Genomic DNA, 25,238 nt, shown 5'->3' with positions numbered 1-25,238 from the left:
GCCGGCAGATTTACAGTCTGCTCCCTTTGGCCACTCGGGAACCCCTCCAGGGTGTTTTTTCCTAACTCATAATGGATAGGCTAAAGAGATGTTTTTCCCAACGCATCTCTCAAGTGCGGAGCGCATCATAGCAAACACGTTAAACCTGTAAAGGGTTTTTCTTATGGTTTTGTGTTAAATGCTGACTTTTTGGGCAAAGATGGCGAAAAGTACGCATATTGCTCGTGAAGTGAACATCTGTATTAAGATTTACGTACTGATAGGTAACACCTTGAGGTAATTAGCTTTCTGTATCGTGTTTGGTTCGTGTCATTCGTCATGAAACGTCAATTGAATTTAACTTAGATTTACACTTCTTGACGTTACAGCATTCATCAGTTGATAGAATACGGTTAATTTCATTTATAGATATTAAATCTCACTTGCAGACCATTATTATGAAGCATAAATCTGTTTTAACCCTGCTTAGCTTGTCTATTCTTATGGCGTCTCCAGCCGTACTTGCAAAGCGCATGGGCCCTAGCACTGTCACTGTTGTTACTGAGCAAGTTGATATTCACCAAGTTAGCCAGTCTCTTTCTTTGGTCGGTAAGTTGGAAGCCGAGCAATCTGTAATGATCACTTCTGAAGTGGCTGGCAGAGTGAACTCTATTAACATCAAAGCCAATCAAGATGTCACCAAAGGGCAGATGTTGGTTCAACTCGATGACGACAAAGCAAAAGCAGCAGTTGCAGAAGCACAAGCATATTTAAAAGATGAAAAGCGTAAGCTTGCAGAATTTCAACGACTAGTGAAACGTAACGCGATCACTCAAACTGAAATTGACGCTCAGAAAACTAACGTAGAGATCGCTAATGCTCGCCTAGCTGCCGCTAACGCTAACCTGAAAGATCTACATATCAGTGCACCTTTCTCTGGTACGGTCGGTTTTATTGACTTTAGCCGCGGCAAAATGGTGACATCGGGTACAGAGCTCGTGACGTTAGATGACTTGTCTGTGATGCAGTTAGATCTTCAGATTCCAGAGCGCTACCTTTCTAAACTGTCTAAAGGTATGACAGTAACGGCTCGCACCAGTGCGTGGGGCGATACTCAGTTCACGGGTACTGTGGTGGGTATTGATTCTCGTATTAACGCCGAAACTTTGAACCTTCGAGTTCGAATCCACTTCGATAACAACAATGATTACCTAAAACCGGGCATGTTAGTGGCGGCTGATATGGACTTCCCACCAGTAGAAGCCCCAATCATTCCAGTTCAAGCGCTTGAGTATTCAGGCACTAAGCGTTTCGTTTATGTTATTGGCGAAGATAACAAAGCGACTCGTACCGAAGTATTCCTCGGGGCTCGTCTTGATAACGAAGTCGTGATCGAAAAAGGTATCGAGATTGGTCAGAAGATCGTAGTGCAAGGTATCGTGAACATGCGTGACGGTGTTTTGGTTCAAGAACTTGCCGTTAATCGCCCTGCTAAACTTGACGGCGATACAGCTAATCTTGATGGCAACAAAGCTAAACTTGATGAAAATACAGCAGCACAAGAAGGCGCTAACTAATGTTGTTATCTGATGTTTCTGTGAAGAGACCAGTAGCGGCTGTTGTATTGAGCCTGCTTTTGGTTGTGTTTGGTATTGTCTCTTTCAATAAGCTCGCAGTTCGTGAAATGCCCGATATTGAAAGCCCGGTGGTATCGATCAGTACTCGTTATGAAGGTGCATCTGCCACCATCATTGAAAGCCAAATTACCTCCAACCTTGAAGATCAGTTATCCGGCATCAGTGGTATCGATGAAATCGAATCTACGACACGAAACGGATCGTCACGAATCACCATCACCTTTGAACTTGGTTATGACCTCAATACCGGTGTCAGTGATGTGCGTGATGCGGTAGCGCGTGCTCAGCGTTCGTTGCCAGATGAAGCCGATGACCCGATTGTTTACAAAAACAATGGTAGTGGTGAAGCGTCGGTTTACATCAATTTAAGCTCAACTGAGATGGATCGAACGCAGTTAACCGACTACACCGAACGTGTGTTGATTGACCGCTTTAGTTTGATCTCTGGTGTGAGCTCGGTGGATATTTCTGGCGGTTTGTACAAAGTCATGTACGTGAAGCTGAAACCCGCGTTAATGGCGGGTCGTGGTGTTACCGCCTCTGATATTACACAAGCCCTACGTAACGAGAACATTGAAAGCCCGGGTGGCGAAGTGCGTAACGATGCGATTGTGATGTCGGTTCGTACTGCTCGTTCATATACTGAAGCCAAAGATTTCGAATACCTAGTGGTGAAACGTGCCTCTGATAACACACCTATCTACTTGAAAGATGTTGCGGATGTTTACATTGGCGCAGAAAACGAGAACTCGACTTTTAAGAGTGACGGCGTTGTTAACGTCAGTATGGGCATTGTGCCTCAGTCTGATGCCAACCCACTTGAGGTGGCTGACTTAGTCCATAAAGAAGTCGAAGCGATTCAAAAGTTCTTGCCTGACGGAACTCGCTTGGCTGTCGACTATGACTCCACTGTCTTTATCGACCGTTCGATCTCAGAGGTTTACAGCACACTCTTTATTACGGGTGGTTTGGTTATCCTCGTGCTTTACGTCTTTATCGGCCAAGCGCGTGCAACGCTGATTCCAGCCGTGACGGTTCCTGTGTCGCTAATCTCGTCGTTTATTGCGGCGTACTACTTTGGCTTCTCTATCAACCTCATCACCTTGATGGCACTTATCCTGTCTATCGGTTTGGTGGTCGATGATGCGATTGTGGTGGTTGAGAATATTTTCCACCACATTGAACGTGGTGAATCACCATTGCTTGCGGCCTATAAAGGGACACGTGAAGTAGGCTTTGCGGTAATCGCAACCACGCTAGTACTGGTCATGGTGTTCCTACCAATCTCGTTTATGGACGGTATGGTAGGCCTTCTGTTTACTGAGTTCTCGGTACTTTTGGCGATGTCGGTGATCTTCTCATCTGTCATAGCATTGACCTTGACGCCGGTTCTGGGCAGCAAGATTTTAAAAGCGAACGTGAAACCTAATCGCTTCAATCAATTTGTTGAACGTGTGTTTGGTAGGTTAGAAGCTGGATACAAATCGGTATTGCGCCGTGCTCTAAACTGGCGTTGGGCAGCTCCAATCATCATTATTGCGTGTATGGGCGGTAGTTATGGTTTGATGCAACAAGTGCCGTCGCAACTGACGCCACAAGAAGACCGTGGTGTTATCTTTGCGTTTGTTCGTGGTGCCGATGCAACCAGTTACAACCGTATGTCTGCCAACATGGACATCGTTGAAGAACGCCTAATGCCGCTGCTTGGTCAAGGCTTCTTGAAGTCATTCAGTATTCAATCACCAGCGTTTGGTGGTAATGCGGGCGACCAAACGGGCTTCGTTATCATGATCCTGGAAGATTGGGACGAACGTGGAGAAACAGCACAACAAGCCTTGGGTGAGGTACGTAAGTCTTTAGCGGGTATTCCTGATGTGCGTGTGTTCCCGTTCATGCCAGGCTTCCGTGGTGGTTCGAGTGAGCCTGTGCAATTTGTACTGGGTGGTTCTGATTACTCTGAGCTTCAGAAATGGGGCGAACTGTTAAAGCAAGCCGCTGAAGACTCGCCAATGATGGAAGGTGCGGACATCGATTACTCTGAGAAAACACCAGAGCTGTTGGTAACCGTAGATAAGCAACGTGCAGCCGAGCTCGGTGTGAGTGTTTCGGATATTTCAGATACGTTAGAAATCATGCTTGGCGGTAAGAGTGAAACGACGTTCGTTGAACGTGGTGAAGAGTACGACGTTTACCTGCGTGGCGATGAGAACAGCTTTAACAATGCGAATGACTTAAGCCAAATCTACATGCGAACTCAGTCTGGTGAATTGGTGACACTCGATACTCTAACGCATATTGAAGAAGTAGCGTCTTCGATTCGTTTGTCGCACTACAACAAGCAGAAATCGGTGACCATCAAAGCGAACCTAATGGAAGGTTACACGCTGGGTGATGCTTTGGATTTCCTTGATGAACAAGCGATTGAGCAGCTACCGGGTGATATTTCAGTAAGCTACTCAGGCGAGTCTAAAGATTTTAAAGAAAACCAATCGAGTATCCTCGTGGTGTTTGCGTTAGCGATGTTGGTGGCGTACTTGGTATTGGCGGCGCAATTTGAGAGCTTCATTAACCCGCTGGTGGTGATGTTCACCGTACCTATGGGCATCTTTGGTGGCTTCTTAGGCTTGGTGTTGATGAGTCAAGGTCTCAACGTATACAGCCAGATTGGTATGATTATGTTGATCGGTATGGTGACCAAAAACGGCATCTTGATCGTCGAATTTGCCAACCAACTTCGAGATCGTGGTATTGAGTTTGAAAAGGCGATCATTGATGCTTCAGCTCGACGTCTACGTCCAATCTTGATGACGGCGTTCACGACATTAGCCGGTGCAATTCCATTGATTACCTCAACGGGCGCAGGTTATGAAAGCCGAGTGGCAGTAGGTACGGTTATCTTCTTCGGTATGGGCTTCGCGACACTGGTAACTCTGTTTGTAATCCCTGCGATGTACCGACTGATTTCCGGCTCAACACGCTCTCCGGGTCACGTGGAAGCGGAGCTTAATAAAGAACTCAGCCATGATAACGTGGGAAGAAGCAGTCACGGTTAATGAACACGCACGGCTAATGAACACGTACGCTTAATGAGCACGGAATAGTGTAACAATATTGAAAAGCCTGCGTTTGCTCCTAGCGAATGGCAGGCTTTTTTTGTATAACAAGCAGAGCTCAATGAATTAATACAATAAATCGAATAAAGGAAAGGAAAGTAAAGTGGCTGAATTTAAATACAAAGATCTTTCTCAAGAAGAACAAGACAAGCTGGATGCAGCAACCTTTCGTCGCCTGTTAGCACACCTAGACAACAACAAAGATGTCCAAAACATCGACCTGATGATCTTGGCTGGCTTTTGCCGTAACTGTTTTAGTAAGTGGTACAAAGCAGAAGCTGAACAACAAGGCTTAGACTTGGATATCGATGACGCTCGTGAGCGCGTATATGGCATGACTTACGATGAGTGGAAACAAAACCATCAACCAAAAGCGACGCCTGAACAACTAGCGGCATTTGAAGCGAAGCAGAAGCCAGAGTAATTTGTTCTCGTTAGTGATTGATTAACAGAACAAACAAAAAAGAGCCCATCAAGGGCTCTTTTTAATTTTGGCGCCGGTGCTTACTCTGCGGTTAAGCCAACTCACCTGTTTGCGAGAAAGCTTCTAACTTCGCCGCGTACGGTTGTAGGTCACCAATGTTGTTGTTCACCCACTCGTCGTTGAAGTAAGTGTCTAGGTAACGTTCACCGCTGTCACATAGCAAAGTCACAATAGAACCTGTCTCACCGCGTGCTTTCATCTCGCTTGCCAGTTGAAGCACACCGTACATATTTGTACCCGTAGATGCGCCAACCTTGCGGCCAAGAATGTCAGATAACCAATGTGTCGTTGCGATGCTTGCTGCATCTGGAATTTTACGCATTTCGTCAACCACACCAGGAATGAAGCTTGGCTCTGCTCGTGGGCGACCAATGCCTTCAATTTTGCTGAATGTACTGCCTTTCACGTTCGCATTGCCGGTTTGGAAGTATTCGTGGAATACCGAGTTCTCAGGGTCGACAACACAAAGCTTAGTTTCATGCTGTTGGTAGCGAATGAAGCGGCCGATAGTTGCAGAAGTACCGCCTGTACCTGGGCTCATTACTACCCAAGCTGGAACTGGGTGATCTTCCATCTGCATTTGATTGAAAATCGAGTTCGCGATGTTGTTGTTACCACGCCAGTCGGTTGCGCGCTCAGCGTAAGTAAATTGGTCCATGTAATGGCCATTCAGCTCTTCTGCTAAACGGCGAGACTCATCGTAAATTTCATCTGAGCGATCCACAAGATGCGCTTGGCCTCCGTAGAATTCAATCTGCTCAATTTTCTTCTTCGCTGTGCACTTTGGCATCACTGCGATAAACGGAAGACCTAGTAGGCGAGCAAAGTAGGCTTCAGATACCGCAGTGCTACCCGATGAAGATTCAATGATCGTTGTTTCTGGGCCAACCCAACCGTTACAGATAGCGTATAAGAACAGAGAACGCGCTAAGCGGTGCTTCAAAGAGCCCGTTGGGTGTGTGCTTTCATCTTTAAGGTAAACATCAATGCCTTCGATACTTGGTAGTTCGAGCCTGATAAGGTGCGTATCCGCTGAGCGTTGGTAGTCCGCTTCAATTTTACGAATCGCGTTGTTAATCCATTGATGGTCAGTGCACATAAGCGTTCTCCTGATCGAGTGTAGGAATTCTTTGTAATTGGTATGGTTCTAATTTAGCTACAATCAGAGAGAAAAACATTGCCATATTTGCTTTGTTTTGCTTAAATTGTAGAAAATAATTCTCTTTAAATGCAATTTGGTGAAAATGTGATAGATGCCGTAGATAAAAAAATATTAGGATTACTGCAAGAAGATAGCACCCTGTCATTGAATGACATTTCTGAAGCGGTCAATCTCACCACAACGCCTTGCTGGAAAAGGCTTAAGCGCCTCGAAGAGAACGGCATTATTGAGAAAAGAGTCGCGCTGCTGAACCCAGAAAAGCTCGATCTTTCTTTTACCGCGTTCGTATTGATTAAAACCAGTGATCATTCTCACGAATGGTATGGTCGTTTTGTGAATACTGTGTCGGAATTTCCAGAAGTGATGGAGTTCTATCGCATGGCTGGCGAATATGACTATATGATGAAGGTTCAGGTGAAAGACATGAAGTGCTTTGATGATTTCTACAAGCGCTTGGTGAATAGCATTGATGGTATCTCTAATGTGACCTCGACATTTGCGATGGAACCATTGAAGTACACGACAGCATTGCCGCTTTAAGCTACGCCTAGTTACGCATTAACAATCGTCTGAGTTTAACAATCGTCTCAGTTTAGATATCGTCTCTGCGATAAAAGAAAAGGATTATTCATGTTTGCAAAAGTATCTACCGCTATCCAGCTGGTATTGGCGGTCGCCATTTTTTACTTGGGCTACACCATCTATTCGTTTACTAATAAAGTAGGGGAGATCGTCGATACTTATCCGCAGGTTATCGAAGATTTATCCGGTCTCACGAAAGGGCTCAAAGTGGAAGAGCTGCTAGCGTTTGCTGAACATGTCAGCGAGCTTGCTCCTCAAGTTTTGAACACAGTCGAAGAGGTCAGAAAGACGATCGATGACGTGAATCAAACCGTTTCATCGGTCGACAACAAAATCCCTGCGATATTAGATGAAGTGAAAAATGTTCGAACGGAAGTCGAGCAGGTAAGAACCGATGTTATTCCACCAACATTAACTGAGCTGAAACGATACCGTGTAGATGTCATGCCACCGATGCTCGCTGAAAGTAAATCGTACCGCGAGCAAACTATCCCCGCCGTTGTTACTGAATCTGAAATGCTAAGAGCGGAAGTGCCGAATATTTTGGTGCAAGCTAATTTGTTGGCAGATAAGAGTCAAGCTTTGGCTCAGGACGCTGCAGAAGGCGCTGTGAAAGGTGTGGTGCTATCGCCATTTAACCTTCTGCGAGATGCCGGAGATGGCATCAAAACGCGAGTGCAAAGCGAGTTTGAGCCTACGCTAGAAGCAGAATAGATTTTAGTCACTCTTAAGTGACGGCTTTTCGTTAGTGTTATAAAAAAGAGAGGCTAGGTATTAAACCTAGCCTCTCTTTTTGTTTTCTCGTACATATTTTGGGCTTATAAAAAGCGTTTATTCGCTATTTATTTGAGCGCTATTTAGTAAAACGCATCACACCTTCTTGCACGGCTGTCGCTACGAGCTCACCTTTCTGATTAAAAATTTCGCCGCGCACTAGGCCACGAGTGTTCGCCGCCGTCGGGCTTTCAATCGCATAAAGCAGCCACTCATCCATTTTGAACGGGCGGTGGAACCAGATTGAGTGGTCAATTGTCGCCACTTGGAAATTTGGCGTCATGATAGAGACTTCATGGGGGTGAAGCGCCGTCACCAAGAATCCCCAATCGGACGCGTAAGCCAGCAGGTATTGGTGAATCAATTGGTTGTCTGGCATTGCGCCATTTGCTCTTACCCAAAGGTACTGCTTCGCTTCCGCCTTCTTAGGATTGAGCGGATTCACGACCGTCACAGGGCGCATTTCAATCGGCTTTTCGCCACAGAAGGTTTTGCGCAGTTTCTCTGGTAGGAACTCCGCAATGTGACTCGCTAACTCGGTTTCAGATGCAAAGTTCTCTGGCCCAGGAATATCAGGCATTGAAATCTGGTGTTCAAAGCCTGGAGCATCACCGTGATAAGAAGCCGTGAGATAGAAAATAGGGCGGCCATTTTGAATCGCTTTCACACGGCGCGTGCTGAAGCTGCGTCCATCTCTTAGGTTCTCGACATCGTAAATAATTGGCTTTTCAGGATCGCCAGGAAATAGAAAGTAACTATGAAACGAGTGCACACTACGGTCATCTTGAACGGTATAACGAGCAGCAGAAAGCGCTTGCCCTAATACTTGACCACCATAAACCTGTGGTAGACCTAGGTTCTCACTTTGCCCGCGGAACAGACCTTCTTCCAGCTTCTCTAGCTGAAGTAAACTTAATAATTCTTGTAAAGGTTGACTCATCGCCAGCATGCCTCTTGGTAAAATGGATGTCAGATTATTGTGTTAATCATTTAGCTTAGTCAGATATCTGTCAATAAATCATAGGGTTTCAAGACAGAATATGAAAGCTCTCTTATAATTGGTGGGTAGATTTGCCGAGTCCGGCAAACATGTTGAGAGAAATTGAATATGAAAAAGGCTCTAATTCTTATTACGTCTTTAGTATCGTTTGGCCTACTTGTTGGTTGCCAAGCAACATCAGAAACGAACGCTTCTCAGGAAGTGGTTGCAGAGAACACTCAAGTGATTTCAGGAACAGTAAGCTACCGTGAAAGAATTGCATTGCCAGAGAATGCCGTGGTGACTGTTACGCTAGAAGACATCTCACTGGCTGACGCGCCATCGACAGTTATCGCAACTCAAGAGTTCACCACTGACGGTAAGCAAGTGCCGTTCGCATTCGAGCTGAGCTACGATAATAACAAGATTAAAGCTAACCACCGTTACAACATGCGCGCAACGATTCACGTTGACGGTAAACTGCGCTTCACTACTGACACTATTAAGTCAGTAATTACTGATGTAGAAAATACACAGCAAGCAGACCTACGTTTAGTTGGTGTTCGTTAACAAGAAATCGATGCCATTGTTAAGGCATCTTGATTGGCTTAACTTCTTAGCCAGTTGAATTAGCGATTAGTGGCAGCTCTAGGGCTGCCATTTGTATATTCTGAGTTTGATCTTTCCTGCATCACTCACCTCAACCCCTTCTTTAACCAAATGCTGCTTTTGTCGGTCGAACGAATCACCCTTTAAAGATATTTCACCCTTGCTGTTGATTACCCGATACCAAGGCAGTTTGCTACCTTCTGGCAGGTTACCCAGCGCTTTACCAACATGGCGCGCATAGCCCGGAAATCCTGAAAAACGTGCGATGTCTCCATAAGTTGTTACTTTCCCATATGGAATTTGGTGAATCACAGCAAAGATTTGAGGCAAAAATTGGTCCATACTAAATGTTCCTAGTTCATTAATACCACGGATCGGTAGAAGGAGAGGGCTATGGTATTTACAACGTTTCAGTTCTTGATAACCACATTATTAGCGGTTGTCTGCGCGAGAGCAATCAGTTTAAGTGAGGGAGATATCCCAGTACTTGCAATGGTCATTCCTGCTTTATGGATTTTGCCGCAAGGAGGCATCGCAGGATTAGCTTTGCTTGTCTCCATGACCACTTATGGATTAACGCTACCGCTACAACCCATAACGCTCTCAGTCAGTGTATGGGTATTATTCCCACTATTGATGGTGGTCTTTTCAAAACGCAGCAGTTTGTCGGTCGTGATTATTTCTGGCTTGATCGTCGCAACGCTACAAGTCGGGATTATGGTCACGCAATCTGCAGGTAAGCTTGAAGGCGTTCCTTGGGTTACCACACTACAAACCTTGTCAATCATCGTTATTTGGTGGGCGGTAAATCATCTTAAGCCAGCCAGCCGACACAGCTGGTGGTCATTAGGCTTGATACTTCCATTATGGATGGCCGATTTACCTTATGCCGCTTTGGTTGCTTTGTGTGTAACGGGCATCATGGCATCGATGGAAACACTGACGCGCTTGAAAACCTTCCGCTGGAATAAACTATTGTGTTGGACATTGCCGACGGTTGGTTTTGCGGCACTGGTGATTACCCCAAGCATCGAAGTGCCTAGTCCAGTCTTTGTGGTGTGGTTATGTCTATTAGGCACCGCGTGGATGACAGACTACATCATTCGTACAGAAGATAACGAAGACATCGATATCTAGTACGTAGATAACCCGAACCTTACAAATGCAGGTAAATGGTGAATTTACCTGCGATTTTCTAGTGGTTTGAATAAAGGATAAGCACTTAGACAGCAATTGTTCAAAAATAAGGTGGAAGGGCTTGCAATGGTTGCTGTGATGCTTAATAATCCAATCACTCTTTGAGGCAAGCCTCTTAGAAAACGAATCTATGGGGGCCTGGTCCTCCCGCAACAATAACTCGTGAACTCGGTCAGGCCTGGAAGGGAGCAGCCGCAGCGAGTGACTTGTGTGCCGGGATGTGGCTGGGTTCCCACCCCTTATGAAGCCTGCAATATATGTTCGCATAAATTGCAGGCTTCTTTTCTTATTTGCATCCTAAGTCTTCATGGTCTATTTTTTGTTGTAGGTTTACAACAAAAGTGCTTTTGCTATGTACGACCAAACCAAAAAATCATCAGCTGTTCACAACATTTGTAAATTCATGAGTTTGAAAAATGACTCAGTCGTTCGAACAATGTCCATGCTTGAGTATGATTTTTGTTTTCATGCTGAATACAATCCTCAAATAGTTAGATATGAATCTCAGCCACATGGGTTTGAGTACTACTTCAATGGGCGCTACTGTCGCTACACACCAGACTTTCAGCTTTTCGATAGCATAGATACGCCTTCTCTGATTGAAGTAAAGCATTCAAGTCAGATCCTTAAACCAGATTTTCGAGCAAGGTTTAAAGAAAAGCAGCTTGTCGCTCAAGCTGAGTATGGAAAAAAACTCATCTTAGTGACCGAGAAGCAGATTCGAACTGGTTTTCTACTTAGTAACCTTAAATTACTCCATGGCTATTCAGGGATTCGTACAATCACTGATATTCAAAAACATGTGCTTCAGTTTGTTCAAGCTAATAGAAGCGTGACCCTTCATCATCTTTCACACCAACTTAAAATCTCTCCAGATGAAACATTAACAGCCGCTTTGTGCTGGCTATCTTCAGGTGAAATACAAACAGATTTTAATCAGAAAAAATTTGATTTAGAAAATTCTGTTTGGTGCTAGCCAATGAGTGATGATCTCTTTGGTTTTAGTGATGAATTTAATAGCTTCGACAATGATGTAGCTGATGATAAAACGCTTTCGACAGAATTTTTAGCAGGAGACGAAAATCTTGAATTGGCATTTGGTGACTTGCCAAACAAAGAGACGGCATTGTTTCGTTTGGATCTAATTCGTTATTTGGAAAGGCGCGTAAAAGGAGGTTGGACGCCCAAAAACCTAGATAAGCTCTTGGAAGAGTATGCCCTATTGAAGAAAACTTCGGTCCCATCATCCAGAACGATAGCTGATTGGAAAAAGCTTTATTACGAGTCAGGTAAAGATGTAGCGTCTCTTATTCCTGGGCATAGCAAAAAAGGAAACAGAAAACTAAAGAACGATTCGTCTGATTTAGTTACAGAAGCGATTCAAACCAAGTTTCTGACCAAAGAGCGAGTATCAGTCAATACTGCCTATGAGTACTACAAATATCGAGTTATTGAAGAAAACCGACAACTAACGCAAGTTAAAATAGCGCCAATTTCCCAACGGACATTTTACAATCGTGTAAATGCACTACCTCCCTATGAAGTTGCTTTAGCTCGTTATGGTAAACGATATGCTGATAATAAGTTTAAGACTGTGGGGTCAATCATTCCGGCAACGCGGCCAATGGAATATGTAGAAATAGATCACACTACAGCTCCTGTAATTTTACTTGATGATGATTTGGAGCTTCCTCTTGGCAGACCACACTTAACAATACTTTATGATAGATACTCCACTTGTATTGTTGGTCTTTCTGTCAATTATAGAGACCCTAGTTACGAGACAGTACGAGCAGCTTTTCTTAATTCAGTTCTTAAGAAGGATTGGGTTAAAGAAAAGTACCCAAGCATTAAATCTGAATGGCCTTGCTACGGAAAAATTACAAATTTGATAGTGGACAACGGTGCGGAGTTTTGGAGTGATAGCCTAGAGTCAGCATTAAAGCCATTAGTAACAGATATTCAATATAATCAACGTGGTAAACCGTGGCGAAAAGCTGGTGTTGAAAAGTCTTTTGATACCTTCTACAAGAAACTATTTAGTCGTTTCCCAGGAAAAACCTTCACCAACCCTACTCAGTTAAAAGACTACAACCCGAAGCGAGACGCTGTCATTAATGTGTCTGATTTTCTCGAGCTGTTACATAAGTGGCTTATTGACGTTTATCATAAAAAAGCTGACACGAGGTACAAGAGAGTTCCTTATCAGAAATGGACAGAGTCGCAAGGAACGATAATCTTTTGTGAAGGTCCTGAAGCAGAGCAATTAAAGATTGAGCTTGGAGTTGTAAACCATCGGACTATAAGAAGAGGTGCTATTGAATTGCATTCTCTCAAATACCAATCTGATGAGTTGGAAGAGTACGGTAAGCAATATTCTAGTCGTGCAAGAAAAAGCGCTTATGTGAAAACCAAGACAGACCCAAATGATATCAGCTCGATTTACGTTTACCTTGAGGAAGAGAAGAGATACATCAAAGTCCCAGCAGTCGATCATACGGGTTATACAAAAGGCCGATCTTTATATGAACATCAACGAATTAACAGTTTAAGAAGGTTGAAAGTCCGTTTGGGAGAGCAAGACGAATCATTAGCCGATGCGTCATTGTATTTGGACAGAGCTATGGATGAAGCAATAGAACGTATGAGTCGTTCTAAGTCCAAAAAATCGGCGCTTCCTAAAACAACTCATGCTTCAAAAATAGCAAAACAAAGAGGTGTTGGTAGTGAAGGACCTAGTACCATTGTCACTACGTCATCTAAACCTATCAGTGAAGTACCAAAAGAAGTAATAGATATTGGTACAGCTAGTGATGACCTCAGCGATATAGAGGGGTATTAGTGAACATACTTAGTGATCTTCAAATAGAGCAATATACATCTTTTAGAGAGTGTTTCTTAGAATACCCTCAGTTGACGGAAATTTATAACGTCTTTGATCGAATGGTATTGAACAGCTCTCTTGGAGGGGAACAAGAGTCATTATTGCTAACGGGAGATACCGGTGTTGGCAAGACGGCGATGATTGATAATTATGTTGCAAGGTTTGCAATTAAGGGGAGCCGCTGGGCTGAAATGCCAGTATTAAAAACTCGCATCCCAAGTAAAGTTCGTGAGCAAAATACGTTAGAAAGATTATTAATTGACTTAGATAGTCGAGCCTCTAGCCGCCGCAGGAGACCTTACAAAGAAGGAGCGTTAGAACAAGGAGTCATCAAAAGTTTAATTGAAAAAAAAGTGAAGCTTGTGATCGTTAATGAGGTTCAGGAGCTGATGGAATTCAAAGATGCTAATGAACGACAAACAATAGCGAATACTTTTAAGATGATAAGTGAGGAAGCGCAAGTTTCATTTGTATTGGTGGGTATGCCCTATGCGACTATGCTCGCTGAAGAAGACCAATGGAACTCTCGTTTAGGCTGGAAGCGACACTTAAGTTATTTTCACCTTTCTAAGCTGAGCGAAGCCGATAACAAAGGTTATATACCTGATGCAGAAGGGAAACGGCATTTTGCAAGCTTTGTTGCCGGACTTGCAGGCCGGATGGGGTTTGAAAAACGCCCTAACTTAACTGGGGATGAAATTCTATTGCCTTTATTTTCAGTCTGTCGTGGAGAATGCCGTGTGCTGAAGCACTTTCTTGCAGATGCGTTACTTAATGCATTGCAATCTTCAAAGGATACGATTGATAAGCCATTATTATCAGCTTGTTTTGATACTAAATACCCTTATGCGAAACAGAATCCTTTCGAGTGTAAGTTAACAGAACTCAAGCTAGTAGAACTGAAAACAGAAACTTCGTACAACAAAGGTGCTCAATTTAAAGAAGACCGATTAATAGGTCGGTCATTTACTGATTTATTACCAGTTCATATGTTGCTGAGTAAGACACCTTTAAAAGCTCAGTGATACGCACATTGTTATTTATTCAGATTCTCCAGCAACACCGCCTTCTCTTCATCACTCATCTTATCAATGGCGCACGCTAACTCAGCGCTCAATTCGCTCCTACAGAAAAAGTAGTTTAGCGGCACATCTAACTCTTCAGCCATACGTTCAAGCGTACCAATATCGGGTACATGTCTGCCTTTCTCGTAATGATTCATACGACCGCTAGCAGAACTTTGCTCCATACCAATTTTCACCCCTAAATCTTTTTGGGTGATCTTGGCTTTTTTACGCGCAGCTTTGAGCCTCGCTGGGATGGGGTTGTCTTTTTGCACTTACACATTTCTTTTCAACCTTTAGATAACTTAGATTGTCTAAGTTTTACTGATTTTTGTATACTTAGCAATCCTAAGTTTTATTGCCTGTAAGAGTCACATGAAGAAAGTAACCAGAATTAACCCTCACATGTTTAACCTATTGATTGAGAAAGGGATGGATAACTTCTCCGTCACAGAAGCTAGGGATGCTTTGCTAAACAGTGCTTCAACCTTCCCGAGCAAGGTCGAGGCTCGAAAGTATGTTTATAAGCAACTTCTATCACTTGAGGAGAAAGGTTGGCTTTCTGTCACCGGGGCTCGTAGAGACAAACGCTACCATCAAACTAACGAATTCAAAGCGCTCACAATTGAGCCTAGAGTGGCTAGAAATAGGAAAGCTAAAGTCGATTCAATAGCTGCTCAAACTCCAGAGTGCTCTCTAAATGCACTAGAGCAAGAGAAGAAGCAACATGAAGGCGAGTTGGCGATTACTTTAGGCGAGATTGAGGAATACCAATCGTTGTTAACGCGTTTCCCAAACAACAAGCAAGATATGCAGCCGCTATTTAATGCGGCAAGAGAACGCTCAGCCAAGCTATTAGGCAGAATTAATGCACTAACCAACTGGATGCAAGTCGCGCAAAGCAAGGCTCCTCAATGTTAAGAGCATGGCAAGCCGAGTGTGCAGCTCAAGTTATCGAGAAATTCACTTTAAACAAGCATTCACACTTCTTCTGTCAAGCAACCCCTGGAGCGGGTAAAACCGTTATGGCCGCCGAGGTGGCGAGTCGGTTATTTGAAATAGGCATGATTGACTTAGTGCTGTGCTTCTCGCCCTCTCTGACTGTTGCTGAAGGGATGCAAAAGACCTTTTCATGGAAGCTCGAATGTTCCTTTAATGGAGGTTTGGGTTCTCTTGGGGGCTCTTACACCTACCAATCAATCCGTTTTTTGGATGAAAACTTTTGGAGCACCGTCAGTAAGTATCGAGTACTAGTGGTATTTGATGAGATCCACCATTGTTCGTTTGATGATGAGGGGCGGTCAAACTCATGGGGGCTAGAAATTGTCTCGAAGATCCAAGGCTTTGCTCGTTACACTCTGGCGCTATCGGGTACTCCTTGGCGTTCTGATCGACTACCGATTGTCATGGCTGAATATTCCGACCCTGAGGGTAAGGTTGTTTGCGATTACCAATACGGTTTGCAACAAGCTGTTGAAGACGAAGTATGCCGCCGCCCTAAAATCGTTTTGATAGATAATGAACACCTGAGCATTAAAGCTGGTAGTGACAATCAACACTTCGTTTCGATTCTTGATTGCCTGAAACAATCCGATGTCTCTTATCAAAGCGTCATTCATAACGAAGACGCTATGAATTACATATTGAATAGTGGTTGCCAAAAGCTAGCGCAGATAAGGCAAGACTCCCCAAGTGCTGGAGGCTTGGTGGTCGCATCTTCTATTAAGCACGCTAAAGACATTCAAAAGCGACTGGTTGAGCACTTTAATCAATCAGCATGCTTAGTGACCTATCACCATGATGATCCGTTAAATGAAATTGAGTCGTTTCGTCACTCAAAGGTTCAGTGGATAGTCAGTGTTGGAATGATAAGTGAAGGTACGGATATTCCAAGGCTTCAGGTTTGCTGCCATATGAGTTCGGTAAAAACGGAACTCTACTTCAGGCAAGTACTCGGGCGAATTTTAAGAATCAATGATTCACCCAACCAAGAAGCGTGGTTGTATACCTTTGCTGAAGAAAGTCTGATTGGGTTTGGTGAAAGAATTGAGCAGGATATTCCTGATAGCTGCATGTACATTAAACAAGAGAATAATGTGCCGAGTGCTATGGATGAAAAACGCCTACCATCAAGCCCTGTATCGGAAAGCGTTCAATCTAATCGACCCCAACCAAGCTTACTCAGTTGGGGAGAAATTTCAGATATGATGAATTCAAACAATGCAGGGTTCACTTTAGCATTTGATGAACTGAGGTTAGGCCAATTTAAACAGCGAGTTATCGCCGCATTTATCTAAATAGATTCCGCTTCAATTTCTTTCAGTGTTTTACCCGTAGTACTTCTCCAATAGTCGGGTCCGCTGCAAGGGTAACCAAGCAGCACTGCGGCGGCTTGAGAGGCGCTAGTAAATAGAATGTCTTCGGTTGCTACTAGGCGGTCTCCTGATGACGCTAGAATCCCTTTATCTTCTAGGTTACTACGTAGCTTCGTATAGCCTTTAGATAAACTAGGCTGAGCTATTGTTAGTGCCTGAGACCCTTTCAAAACGACAATGCCTTCATCCGTAAGCATTGCCTTAGCATTGACTTTTTTTACCTTGAGCTGCAGCACCATACTCTCTGGTTCGCTTGATAAGGGAGCATTCGTTTGAGACACCTTCGATTCCAACAGCTTGTGCCCTAAAGAACCGATAACAGTGCGAATGTTGTCAATAAAGGTCTCCATGGCATCTCTTTCACCTCTGGGTAATGAAGATGTCGGTGGCTGCTTTTCATTATCGAGGTCATATCGTTTTGACTCTAAGATAATTTCGATCAAACGAGCTTCAAGATACTTAACGTGTGCTTTCGTTAAGTTTTCATCTTTATTGGTAAAGCAAATGGCTTCATTCCAGAACTCTTTTCCTGCTAAATGTTGTGATAAGCGTTTTTGAATATGTTCTGCTTCTCCAACGTAAACAAGGCTATTGCCACTCTCTGCGTTGTAACCAAATAAAAAGTAAACCCCGGGCCGCTGAGTTTCCTCCCATTCAGAGAGTTCTTTGATGTGTACTCTAGGAACCGCAATAGCCTGACCCGTCCAGTTCACAATTTCAGCATGTCGAATACCTGTCACAGAGCCGTTCGCCAAGTATATTTTGAGTTGCGTTCCTCTAGTCATCATCATTCACTTTTAACAACAATCGATGCGCTAGATACTATCTAACTGAATAAAAAATAGCACTTTTATTTATGATCAATTCAATGTGATGCACATTAACGTATAGCTGGCTATGTATGATAAAATCGCGCGATAGACCTACACATCACTAAGTTGTTTTCTTCTTGTTAAGAAGGTAACAATTTACCAAAGAGAATAACCATGCTAACAGGCAAAATTCGTAATCAGATCGACCAAGTTTGGGAAATGTTTTGGACAGGCGGCGTCGCTAACCCAATCTCCGTTATCGAGCAGATCTCTTATCTGCTGTTTATTCGTCGTTTAGATGAGTTGCAAAAGACCGCAGAGCGTCGTAGCCAAGCGACAGGTCTACCGCTGAATAACCCAACGTTTACGCCTGATGAGCAAGCCCTTCGATGGAGTAACTTCAAAGACAAAGATCCAGATGTGATGATGGATGTGGTGCAAAACCAAGTCTTCCCTAAAATCAAAACCCTACAAAATGAAGGTAGCTTTGCCGAGCACATGAAAGACGCGATTTTCATGATCCCGTCTTCAAAGCTATTGGATCAGGTAGTGCAGCTTCTTAGCGCAATTAACATGGACGACAAAGACACCAAAGGCGATCTGTACGAGTACTTGTTAAGCAAATTGCAACAGTCCGGTGTGAATGGTCAGTTCCGCACCCCGCGTAACATCATCCAAATGATGGTCGAGCTCATGCAGCCAAAAGTGGGCGATACCATTTGTGACCCTTCATCGGGCACCTGTGGTTTCTTGATGGCGGCAGTTGAATATGTTGAAGAGCATCACGCTAAAGAAGTGAACAAGCCTGAACACCGTAAACACTTCAATAACGATATGTTTACTGGCTTTGATTTTGACAAACACATGCTTCGCATTGGCGCAATGAACATGCTATTGCACGGTATTGAAAACCCAAGTGTCCATTACCGTGACAGCTTGCAAGATCAAGGTGACGAGAACATCTCTGAAGCCTATAACCTCATTCTTGCAAACCCGCCATTTAAAGGCTCAGTCGACTTTGACATTGTCGCGCCAGATTTGCTGCGAGCATTAGGTAAAAACCCTGTTGTCAAAAAACCTAAGCCTACTTACAAAATTGAAAAAGACGAAGACGGTAACGACATTAAAGTCGAGGTGAAAAAGAAAAAACCAACTGAGAAATCAGAGCTGCTGTTCTTAGCCCTAATACTTCGCATGCTCAAAGTCGGTGGTCGTGCGGCGGTTATCATCCCTGATGGCGTGCTATTTGGTTCGACTAAAGCGCATAAAGCGATTCGTGAGCAAATCGTTTCTAAACAAAAACTCGAAGCGGTCATTTCACTGCCTTCTGGTGTATTCAAGCCCTACGCTGGCGTAAGCACTGCGATTCTTATCTTCACTAAAACCAACAGTGGCGGAACAGATAACGTTTGGTTCTACGACATGCAGGCTGATGGTTTCTCACTCGATGATAAGCGTACTCAGCTTTTTAAAGATGGCGAAACACCAACTCACGAGCAAAGTAACATTGCCGATATCATTGAACGCTTTAACACGCTAACCAATAAAGACAACACACCAAACAGCAACAGCCCTGAATACTCGCGCAAAAAGACCGAGCAGAGCTTTATGGTACCTGTTGATGCCATTACCAGTAACGACTTTGACCTAAGCCTAAACAGCTACAAAGAAGTGGTTTACGAAGAGGTGCAATACGATGCGCCGCAAGACATCTTGAAACGCATTAAAACGTTGCAGGATAAGATGGCGAAGGGTGTATCTGAGCTAGAGGCATTAATTAAATGAAGCTAGTTGAAATTGGCAAACTTTGTAAACTACAAAATGGTAAAGCCTTTAAGCCTACAGAATGGTCCGATAAAGGATTACCAATCGTACGTATCCAAAACCTAAACAATGAAGAGAAGCCTTTCAACTACTGCGATTTTGATGTGGATAAAAAGTTCCATATTGATAGTGGTGATTTACTATTCTCTTGGTCAGGCACTCCTGGAACTTCTTTTGGTGCATTTTTTTGGCACCGTGGTCCAGCGATTTTAAATCAACACATCTTTAATGTTTTGATAGATGAGAGCCTAGTTAGGAAAGATTACTTTCGTTTAGCAATGAATGCGAAATTAGATGAAATTATTGCACAGGCTCATGGTGGAGTTGGACTACAACATATAACTAAGGGGAAGTTGGAAGCTGTAAAAATCCCACTCCCCCCACTAGAAACCCAAAAGCAAATCGCCGCGGTGCTAGAAAAAGCGGATCAACTGCGTAAAGACTGCCAGCAAATGGAGCAAGAGCTAAACAGCCTCGCTAAGTCAGTGTTTATTGATATGTTTGGTGATCCTGTGAAGAATCCAAAGGGGTGGGACTCATCGAGCTTGGAAGCTGAAATGCAATTTCTTACGAGTGGTTCTCGTGGGTGGGCTAAGCATTATGATAATGAAGGAAGCAGTATATTTATAAGAATTCAAAATGTACTTAAAGATAAGTTAAGCCTAAACGATATCCAAAAGATATCACCTCCAAACACTCAAGAAGCAATCAGGACAAAAGTTAAAGATGGCGATATTTTGTTAAGTATTACAGCAGACTTGGGAAGAGCTTGTGTCGTCAGGAATATTGAATCTGATACATATATTAGCCAACATCTTGCTTTAATACGTGTTAAAGAAAGTAATATAGTCCCTGAATTCTTATCTGCTTTTCTCATTTCACCTGCAGGTATTGGTCAGTTTGAACAAAAAAATAAAGGCGGGACAAAAGCAGGGCTGAATTTTACTGATATTAGGTCGCTTAAAATACTGCTACCACCAAAAGTTTTACAAGTTAAGTTTAAACAAATTAAAGAAGATTTAGATAAGAAGTCAATACAGTTAAAACATACAGCGAAAGTTTATGATGACTTATTTGATTCAGTCATGCAAAAAGCCTTCAAAGGCGAGTTAAACCGATAACGAATAATAACAATATGTTGTAAAAGGAAATTTAATGTCAGATACGGCTAACTCTTCACCTAGCACTAAAGGCAGCTCTTTTCAAAAGAGCAACTTTGCGTTTATTGACGTTGCCCTTAACGGTGGCAACGATGTGTACACCACGCGTTGCGCCGAGATTCAAACTCGTGCCCAAAATGCGGAAAGCAACATCAAAACTGATCCGCGCATTGCTGGTTTCTATGCCCGTAATGCATTGGAGCTAATGGTTGAAACCGTATTTGATATTGATAACTGGCTAGCCCGTCCTCGGCATGATGCGACGTTAATGTCGCTTATTCATGATAAGGACTTTAAGCAAAATTTAGAAACTCACTTGTTTCCCAAGCTCAAGCTAGTGATCCAAGTGGGTAACGAAGCGGTACACAGTAAAACGACGCTGCCACAGCGTGATGCCCTACAAGCTGTAAAAGAGCTGCACCATGTGCTGTATTGGTTTATTCGAACCTATACGCCCGCCTTTGCAAACAGAGAGTTGAATCGTAACCAATTTGTGGTTCTACCGTTTGAAGAAGCGCTTATCCCACAACAAGTGTCGATTGATGCCACCGTGGCGACCAAAGCCCTGAGCAGCATTAAACGGGTTAAAGAGCTAGAGAAGCAGCTAGAGCAAGACGATAAAGTTGAGCGTGAGGCATACTTACAGCAGCTTAAAGAGAACGAAACGTTAAAAGCGGCAAACCAAGCATTACTTGAACAGATAGAGCAAGCTAAGCAAAGTGCTGAAAAAGTCACGGATGCGCACGACTATAACGAGGAAGAAACTCGAACTTATCTTATCGATGTGCTTCTACACGAAGCTGGCTGGAAGCTAGAACATAAACGTGACCGTGAATACCCTGTATCAGGAATGCCCATATCAAAGGTTAACCCTAAAGGAAATGGTTTTGTCGATTATGTACTCTGGGGAGACGACGGCACAGCTTTAGCGGTGGTGGAGGCAAAACGAGCTAACATCAGTCCAGAAGAAGGTAAGCGACAAGCTGAACTATATGCTAATTGTCTAGCAGAGCAATGCGGTGTACGGCCAGTTATCTTCTACACCAATGGCTATGATACCCATCTGTGGGATGATCATTTCTACCCGCCGCGTCAAGTTCAAGGCTTTTACACCAAAGCCGAACTTGAGCTTATGGTGAAGCGCCGTACCGATCGTAAACCTTTCTTTGAAAATGGTATGCCTAACAGCAATCTTGTTATTAATAACGAGATCACCAACCGTCACTATCAGAAATCAGCCATTACTAAACTATTGCAGGACTTTGAGCTAGAACATGAGCGTAAAGGGTTATTTGTAATGGCAACGGGTACGGGTAAAACGCGTACCGTGATCAGCCTTGTTGATTTGTTGGTGAAAAACGATTGGGTTAAGAACGTTCTGTTCCTTGCCGACCGTAACGCATTGCTTACCCAAGCTAAGAAGAACTTCGTTAAGCTACTGCCTCGTGTAAGCTGTTCTATTTTGGATTCAGGTCAAAGTAAGAACAACATCGACAGCCGTTTGTATTTCTCTACTTACCCAACCATGAAGAATCTATTGGATCGTGGCTCAGATGAACGCCCGTTTGGTGTCGGTCATTTTGATTTGATTATTGTTGATGAAGCGCACCGCTCAGTCTATTCCAAGTATCGTCAAATTTTTGAGTATTTTGACGGCTTCTTAGTGGGCTTAACCGCGACACCAAAAGATGAAGTCGAAAAAGATACTTATGGCATTTTCGAACTACAAAAAGGGATGCCAACCTACGCTTATGAAGACGATAAAGCGTATGACCAAGGCTACCTTGTACCACCAACCAAAATCTCTGTTGCGACGAAGTTTTTACGTGAGGGCGTGAAGTACAAAGATCTGTCAGACGAAGAGCAGGAAGAGTGGGAAAACAAAGCCGAACTCGAAGACCGTGACGAAGTGTTGCCGTCAGAAGTGAATAAGTTTTTGTTTAACGAAGATACTGCAGAAAAAATGTTTGCTCAGTTAATGAGTAAAGATGATCGCGGTGGTATCCATGTTGAAGGTGGCGATGTCATCGGTAAAACCATCGTCTTTGCAGCCAATAATGATCATGCCGTTTTCCTTGAGAAGATGTTCAACAAGAACTATCCGAAATGGGCAGGCAAGCTCGCACGCGTCATTACCTTCAAAGAAACCTACGCACAAAGTCTAATCGATGAGTTCGGTGGCGATTAAAACAAAATTGATGAGTTCGACCCGAAGAACCCAACCTGCCGTATCGCAATTTCTGTAGATATGTTGGATACCGGTATTGATGTACCAGAAGTGGTCAACCTTGTGTTTTTCAAAGTCATCCGTTCTAAAGTGAAATTCACGCAAATGATTGGCCGTGGCACACGTTTGTGTAAAGACCTCTTTGGTCCGAATGACGACAAAAAGACGTTCAAGGTCTTCGATTACTGTCAGAACTTTGAGTATTTCGATGCTAACCCCGAAGGCATAGCTGTGGGTGTAGCAAAACCCGTGACTCAACAGGTATTCGAGAAGCGCGTTCTGCTTAGTACATTGCTCAATGACCAGCTAAATAATGAAGAGTTTCGCGAACAAAATCCTGAAGACCGTGAGCGCTATACAGAGCTAAACCGCTATCAACTAGACATGTTGCACCACCTTGTGAGTGGTATGAATCTCGATAACTTTATCGTAAGACCGAAGCGTCGAGCAATTGAGCCATTTTTAGAGCGTGAGCATTGGGATAACATTGATGACGCTAAGTTTACTGAGCTAGAGAGTCAGATCTCAGAACTACCGACGGAAGCAGACGCTTTTAACTCTGATGAGCAGCTTAACCATCTATCACACCGCTTTGACAGCCTTGTGCTGACTATGCAGTTAGACCTTTTAGAAAAAGGTATGATTTCTGAGACGAGCCGAGGTCGTGTAGTAGAGTTCGCTGAGCAGCTAGAAGCCAAATCAACCATTCCAGCAGTACAAGCGCAACTACAACTGATTCAGGACATCCAGACCCAAGAGTTTTGGCAAGATATCCACTTAGTCACTCTAGAAGAGATACGACGTAAGTTGCGAAATCTGATGTTTGCTTTGGACAAAGATAAAAAAGAGATGGTGTACACCAACTTCGAAGACGAGGTTCAAGGTGTCCATGACGTGACAAACGTATACAAGAATCCAAGCGTTGATTTAGCACAGTACCGTAAGAAGATTGAGCTCTATATTCAAGACCACCAAGATCAATTAACCATCCAAAAGCTAAAGCGTAATAAAGCCATCACTCAAGCCGATTTAGATGTCCTAGAAAGCTTATTACTGGATGCAAGCGGTATGAGTGACGTGGAAGCTTACCGTGAGAAGATCTTACAAGAGAAGCCGCTAGGCACGTTTATCCGTGAACTCATCGGTTTAGACATGAATGCAGCCAAAGAAGCATTCAGCAGTTTCCTTGATGAAGAGTCTTACAACGCGGAACAGATTCAATTCGTCGATCAAGTGATCGATTACTTAGTTAATAACGGCATTCTCGATATGTCGCAGCTCTTCGAGCCACCATTTACTGATAACCACGGTGAAAGCGCTTATGGCTTCTTCGATGAAGGAACTGTGGTGGAGCTGTTTGGAGTGATTCGCAAAGTGAATGCGAATGCTGTGGTTGAAGAGAGTAAGAGTGCTTAGGTTTATAAATATATAAGATAAAGGCTTAAATAATGGAAAAGCTCTACAGGTCACACCTAGATAATGTAGCCATGATTGAAAATTATGGATCTAGATTTACTGCATTGACTTCTACTTTAAGATCAGTTTTGCAGGTTATCGCAATTAGTACTATTGAGGTATCAATAGCCAAAACTAGTCTTGAAAATATTGATGTTAGGACCCTTGTTAACCGTTTAAAGAAACCGTCTGATGGTTTGCCTGGTGAAATACTCGATTCATTACTTCCTCACTTGAGAAGTCACTTAGATAGACGGTTAGCTTATGGTTGGTTTGAAGTCCAGCCTGGTTTATCTAGACCACTGTCTAAAGACGTTATTGAGTGGACTCAATATAGAAATAAACACCCTGCGCATGGTGTTGTTGATAGCTACCAAGAAAAAATTTGGGCTGAGAAAACTTTAGCGATAATTGAAAATTGTTTACGAGTCTTTCATGATTTTATACCAGTACTATCAAGCGAGACTAAAAAGCTTACTATTTTTAATGGCATAAATGAGACAGAAGTTAAGGTGCCTCTAACACGTGACGGGTTTGCTCTAGTGTTAATTGGAGCCAAACAAAAGCTGGGTATTTGGAAACTAGATACACAATCACTTGCTTACGATGAAAAATCTAAGGGTTACTCGATTGCGCTTGATGATGATTCATTTTTCTCCAAAGAGTTAGATTGTGCTAATGAGCGTTATCAGATACATGAAATTGAATACGACAACGCTAGTAATATTGTGGAGCATAACTTACCTATTCGCTTGACCGCCAATTTTGAAGGGCGGGTGAGAGAGTTGGAATTACTTAATGAATGGTTAGAAGATGAAGATTCCCGTAGGTGCCTTATTTATGGGGATGGGGGATACGGAAAAACTATGATCCGCACCAGCAGTTTTGGACACTGAGTTAAGTGAGTACAATCACTAATGA

Annotated in this window: 20 protein-coding genes, 1 other RNA gene and 1 pseudogene; 17 read left to right on the top strand and 5 right to left on the bottom strand. The window is 43.3% G+C overall.

Going from position 1 to position 25,238, the window contains the following annotated elements:
* The first annotated feature begins 437 nt into the window (after positions 1-437).
* The 3 genes from ACED53_RS19035 (at position 438) to ACED53_RS19025 (ending at position 5,153) form a co-directional block, all read left to right on the top strand.
* Positions 438-1,556: an efflux RND transporter periplasmic adaptor subunit gene (locus ACED53_RS19035; protein WP_133153743.1), complete on the top strand. Its 1,119-nt coding sequence runs from the start codon at positions 438-440 to the stop codon at positions 1,554-1,556.
* On the top strand, positions 1,556-4,669 hold the full coding sequence (vexH, locus tag ACED53_RS19030) for a vibriobactin export RND transporter permease subunit VexH (protein WP_017099912.1): 3,114 nt from the start codon (positions 1,556-1,558) through the stop codon (positions 4,667-4,669). Before ACED53_RS19035 ends, vexH begins: the two co-directional genes overlap by 1 nt.
* A gap of 163 nt (positions 4,670-4,832) precedes the next feature.
* The gene (locus ACED53_RS19025) at positions 4,833-5,153 is read left to right on the top strand and encodes a DUF1244 domain-containing protein (protein WP_004736423.1); all 321 of its coding nucleotides are present in this window, start codon (positions 4,833-4,835) and stop codon (positions 5,151-5,153) included.
* 91 nt (positions 5,154-5,244) lie between these two features.
* Here the strand turns inward: ACED53_RS19025 and ACED53_RS19020 are convergent, their stop codons facing one another.
* A complete protein-coding gene (locus tag ACED53_RS19020) occupies positions 5,245-6,312 on the bottom strand; it encodes a PLP-dependent cysteine synthase family protein (protein ID WP_017099911.1) in 1,068 nt (355 codons plus the stop codon).
* 129 nt (positions 6,313-6,441) lie between these two features.
* On the opposite strand from ACED53_RS19020, the gene ACED53_RS19015 reads away from it, so the two are divergent.
* Positions 6,442-6,915, top strand: coding sequence for an Lrp/AsnC family transcriptional regulator (locus ACED53_RS19015; protein WP_017099910.1), 474 nt, complete (start codon positions 6,442-6,444; stop codon positions 6,913-6,915).
* A gap of 90 nt (positions 6,916-7,005) precedes the next feature.
* A complete protein-coding gene (locus tag ACED53_RS19010) occupies positions 7,006-7,671 on the top strand; it encodes a hypothetical protein (protein WP_017078856.1) in 666 nt (221 codons plus the stop codon).
* Between the two features lie 139 nt (positions 7,672-7,810).
* Here the strand turns inward: ACED53_RS19010 and tesB are convergent, their stop codons facing one another.
* The gene (tesB, locus tag ACED53_RS19005) at positions 7,811-8,671 is read right to left on the bottom strand and encodes an acyl-CoA thioesterase II (RefSeq protein WP_026012255.1); all 861 of its coding nucleotides are present in this window, start codon (positions 8,669-8,671) and stop codon (positions 7,811-7,813) included.
* A 168-nt stretch (positions 8,672-8,839) separates the two neighbouring features.
* On the opposite strand from tesB, the gene ACED53_RS19000 reads away from it, so the two are divergent.
* Complete coding sequence (locus ACED53_RS19000; protein ID WP_029222253.1) at positions 8,840-9,280, top strand: YbaY family lipoprotein; 441 nt, start codon at positions 8,840-8,842, stop codon at positions 9,278-9,280.
* A gap of 78 nt (positions 9,281-9,358) precedes the next feature.
* Here ACED53_RS19000 and ACED53_RS18995 read toward each other — a convergent pair whose 3' ends face one another.
* A complete protein-coding gene (locus ACED53_RS18995) occupies positions 9,359-9,661 on the bottom strand; it encodes an MGMT family protein (protein WP_004736416.1) in 303 nt (100 codons plus the stop codon).
* 51 nt (positions 9,662-9,712) lie between these two features.
* On the opposite strand from ACED53_RS18995, the gene ACED53_RS18990 reads away from it, so the two are divergent.
* The 5 genes from ACED53_RS18990 to ACED53_RS18970 all read left to right on the top strand — a co-directional run bounded on the left by ACED53_RS18990 (position 9,713) and on the right by ACED53_RS18970 (position 14,425).
* Positions 9,713-10,456, top strand: coding sequence for a hypothetical protein (locus tag ACED53_RS18990; protein ID WP_017100209.1), 744 nt, complete (start codon positions 9,713-9,715; stop codon positions 10,454-10,456).
* A 196-nt stretch (positions 10,457-10,652) separates the two neighbouring features.
* Positions 10,653-10,749, top strand: an RNA gene (ffs, locus tag ACED53_RS18985) — signal recognition particle sRNA small type.
* A 119-nt stretch (positions 10,750-10,868) separates the two neighbouring features.
* Positions 10,869-11,492, top strand: a complete 624-nt coding sequence (locus tag ACED53_RS18980; RefSeq protein ID WP_008220689.1) for a TnsA endonuclease N-terminal domain-containing protein — start codon at positions 10,869-10,871, stop codon at positions 11,490-11,492.
* A gap of 3 nt (positions 11,493-11,495) precedes the next feature.
* Positions 11,496-13,358 carry a Mu transposase C-terminal domain-containing protein gene (locus ACED53_RS18975; RefSeq protein WP_017100210.1) on the top strand — a complete coding sequence of 621 codons (1,863 nt, stop codon included), beginning with the start codon at positions 11,496-11,498 and terminating at the stop codon, positions 13,356-13,358.
* Complete coding sequence (locus ACED53_RS18970; protein ID WP_017100211.1) at positions 13,358-14,425, top strand: TniB family NTP-binding protein; 1,068 nt, start codon at positions 13,358-13,360, stop codon at positions 14,423-14,425. The genes ACED53_RS18975 and ACED53_RS18970 overlap by 1 nt, the downstream gene beginning before the upstream one ends.
* Before the next feature lie 11 nt (positions 14,426-14,436).
* Here the strand turns inward: ACED53_RS18970 and ACED53_RS18965 are convergent, their stop codons facing one another.
* Positions 14,437-14,739: a helix-turn-helix domain-containing protein gene (locus ACED53_RS18965; RefSeq protein ID WP_008220694.1), complete on the bottom strand. Its 303-nt coding sequence runs from the start codon at positions 14,737-14,739 to the stop codon at positions 14,437-14,439.
* A 100-nt stretch (positions 14,740-14,839) separates the two neighbouring features.
* Here ACED53_RS18965 and ACED53_RS18960 point away from each other — a divergent pair, with 100 nt between their 5' ends.
* On the top strand, positions 14,840-15,385 hold the full coding sequence (locus tag ACED53_RS18960) for a hypothetical protein (protein ID WP_017100212.1): 546 nt from the start codon (positions 14,840-14,842) through the stop codon (positions 15,383-15,385).
* Positions 15,379-16,761, top strand: a complete 1,383-nt coding sequence (locus tag ACED53_RS18955; protein ID WP_017100213.1) for a DEAD/DEAH box helicase — start codon at positions 15,379-15,381, stop codon at positions 16,759-16,761. The genes ACED53_RS18960 and ACED53_RS18955 overlap by 7 nt, the downstream gene beginning before the upstream one ends.
* Here the strand turns inward: ACED53_RS18955 and ACED53_RS18950 are convergent.
* Positions 16,758-17,624, bottom strand: a complete 867-nt coding sequence (locus ACED53_RS18950; RefSeq protein ID WP_017100214.1) for a GIY-YIG nuclease family protein — start codon at positions 17,622-17,624, stop codon at positions 16,758-16,760. The genes ACED53_RS18955 and ACED53_RS18950 overlap by 4 nt on opposite strands.
* 201 nt (positions 17,625-17,825) lie before the next feature.
* On the opposite strand from ACED53_RS18950, the gene ACED53_RS18945 reads away from it, so the two are divergent.
* The 4 genes and pseudogenes from ACED53_RS18945 to ACED53_RS18930 all read left to right on the top strand — a co-directional run bounded on the left by ACED53_RS18945 (position 17,826) and on the right by ACED53_RS18930 (position 25,213).
* Positions 17,826-19,436 (top strand): class I SAM-dependent DNA methyltransferase, encoded by a 1,611-nt coding sequence (locus ACED53_RS18945; RefSeq protein ID WP_017100215.1) that lies wholly within the window; start codon positions 17,826-17,828, stop codon positions 19,434-19,436.
* Positions 19,433-20,596 carry a restriction endonuclease subunit S gene (locus ACED53_RS18940; protein ID WP_017100216.1) on the top strand — a complete coding sequence of 388 codons (1,164 nt, stop codon included), beginning with the start codon at positions 19,433-19,435 and terminating at the stop codon, positions 20,594-20,596. The genes ACED53_RS18945 and ACED53_RS18940 overlap by 4 nt, the downstream gene beginning before the upstream one ends.
* A gap of 34 nt (positions 20,597-20,630) precedes the next feature.
* Positions 20,631-24,278, top strand: a pseudogene (locus ACED53_RS18935) (DEAD/DEAH box helicase family protein).
* Positions 24,279-24,310: 32 nt separating this feature from the next.
* The gene (locus tag ACED53_RS18930; RefSeq protein WP_371715290.1) at positions 24,311-25,213 is read left to right on the top strand and encodes a hypothetical protein; all 903 of its coding nucleotides are present in this window, start codon (positions 24,311-24,313) and stop codon (positions 25,211-25,213) included.
* Positions 25,214-25,238: the final 25 nt, after the last annotated feature.

The organism is Vibrio sp. 1F169 (genome assembly GCF_041439605.1).
GTDB lineage: Bacteria > Pseudomonadota > Gammaproteobacteria > Enterobacterales > Vibrionaceae > Vibrio > Vibrio tasmaniensis_A.
The sequence above is the reverse complement of the archived record's forward strand: the minus strand, read 5'-3'. Positions and strand labels throughout refer to the sequence as shown.

Excerpts from the sequence above, each read along its gene's own strand:
- ACED53_RS19035 (WP_133153743.1), top strand. The coding sequence starts at position 438 with ATGAAGCATAAATCTGTTTTAACCCTGCTTAGCTTGTCTATTCTTATG.
- vexH (WP_017099912.1), top strand. The coding sequence starts at position 1,556 with ATGTTGTTATCTGATGTTTCTGTGAAGAGACCAGTAGCGGCTGTTGTA.
- ACED53_RS19020 (WP_017099911.1), bottom strand. The coding sequence starts at position 6,312 with ATGTGCACTGACCATCAATGGATTAACAACGCGATTCGTAAAATTGAA.
- ACED53_RS19015 (WP_017099910.1), top strand. The coding sequence starts at position 6,442 with ATGCAATTTGGTGAAAATGTGATAGATGCCGTAGATAAAAAAATATTA.
- ACED53_RS19010 (WP_017078856.1), top strand. The coding sequence starts at position 7,006 with ATGTTTGCAAAAGTATCTACCGCTATCCAGCTGGTATTGGCGGTCGCC.
- tesB (WP_026012255.1), bottom strand. The coding sequence starts at position 8,671 with ATGAGTCAACCTTTACAAGAATTATTAAGTTTACTTCAGCTAGAGAAG.
- ACED53_RS19000 (WP_029222253.1), top strand. The coding sequence starts at position 8,840 with ATGAAAAAGGCTCTAATTCTTATTACGTCTTTAGTATCGTTTGGCCTA.
- ACED53_RS18995 (WP_004736416.1), bottom strand. The coding sequence starts at position 9,661 with ATGGACCAATTTTTGCCTCAAATCTTTGCTGTGATTCACCAAATTCCA.
- ACED53_RS18990 (WP_017100209.1), top strand. The coding sequence starts at position 9,713 with ATGGTATTTACAACGTTTCAGTTCTTGATAACCACATTATTAGCGGTT.
- ACED53_RS18980 (WP_008220689.1), top strand. The coding sequence starts at position 10,869 with ATGTACGACCAAACCAAAAAATCATCAGCTGTTCACAACATTTGTAAA.
- ACED53_RS18975 (WP_017100210.1), top strand. The coding sequence starts at position 11,496 with ATGAGTGATGATCTCTTTGGTTTTAGTGATGAATTTAATAGCTTCGAC.
- ACED53_RS18960 (WP_017100212.1), top strand. The coding sequence starts at position 14,840 with ATGAAGAAAGTAACCAGAATTAACCCTCACATGTTTAACCTATTGATT.
- ACED53_RS18955 (WP_017100213.1), top strand. The coding sequence starts at position 15,379 with ATGTTAAGAGCATGGCAAGCCGAGTGTGCAGCTCAAGTTATCGAGAAA.
- ACED53_RS18950 (WP_017100214.1), bottom strand. The coding sequence starts at position 17,624 with ATGACTAGAGGAACGCAACTCAAAATATACTTGGCGAACGGCTCTGTG.
- ACED53_RS18945 (WP_017100215.1), top strand. The coding sequence starts at position 17,826 with ATGCTAACAGGCAAAATTCGTAATCAGATCGACCAAGTTTGGGAAATG.
- ACED53_RS18940 (WP_017100216.1), top strand. The coding sequence starts at position 19,433 with ATGAAGCTAGTTGAAATTGGCAAACTTTGTAAACTACAAAATGGTAAA.
- ACED53_RS18930 (WP_371715290.1), top strand. The coding sequence starts at position 24,311 with ATGGAAAAGCTCTACAGGTCACACCTAGATAATGTAGCCATGATTGAA.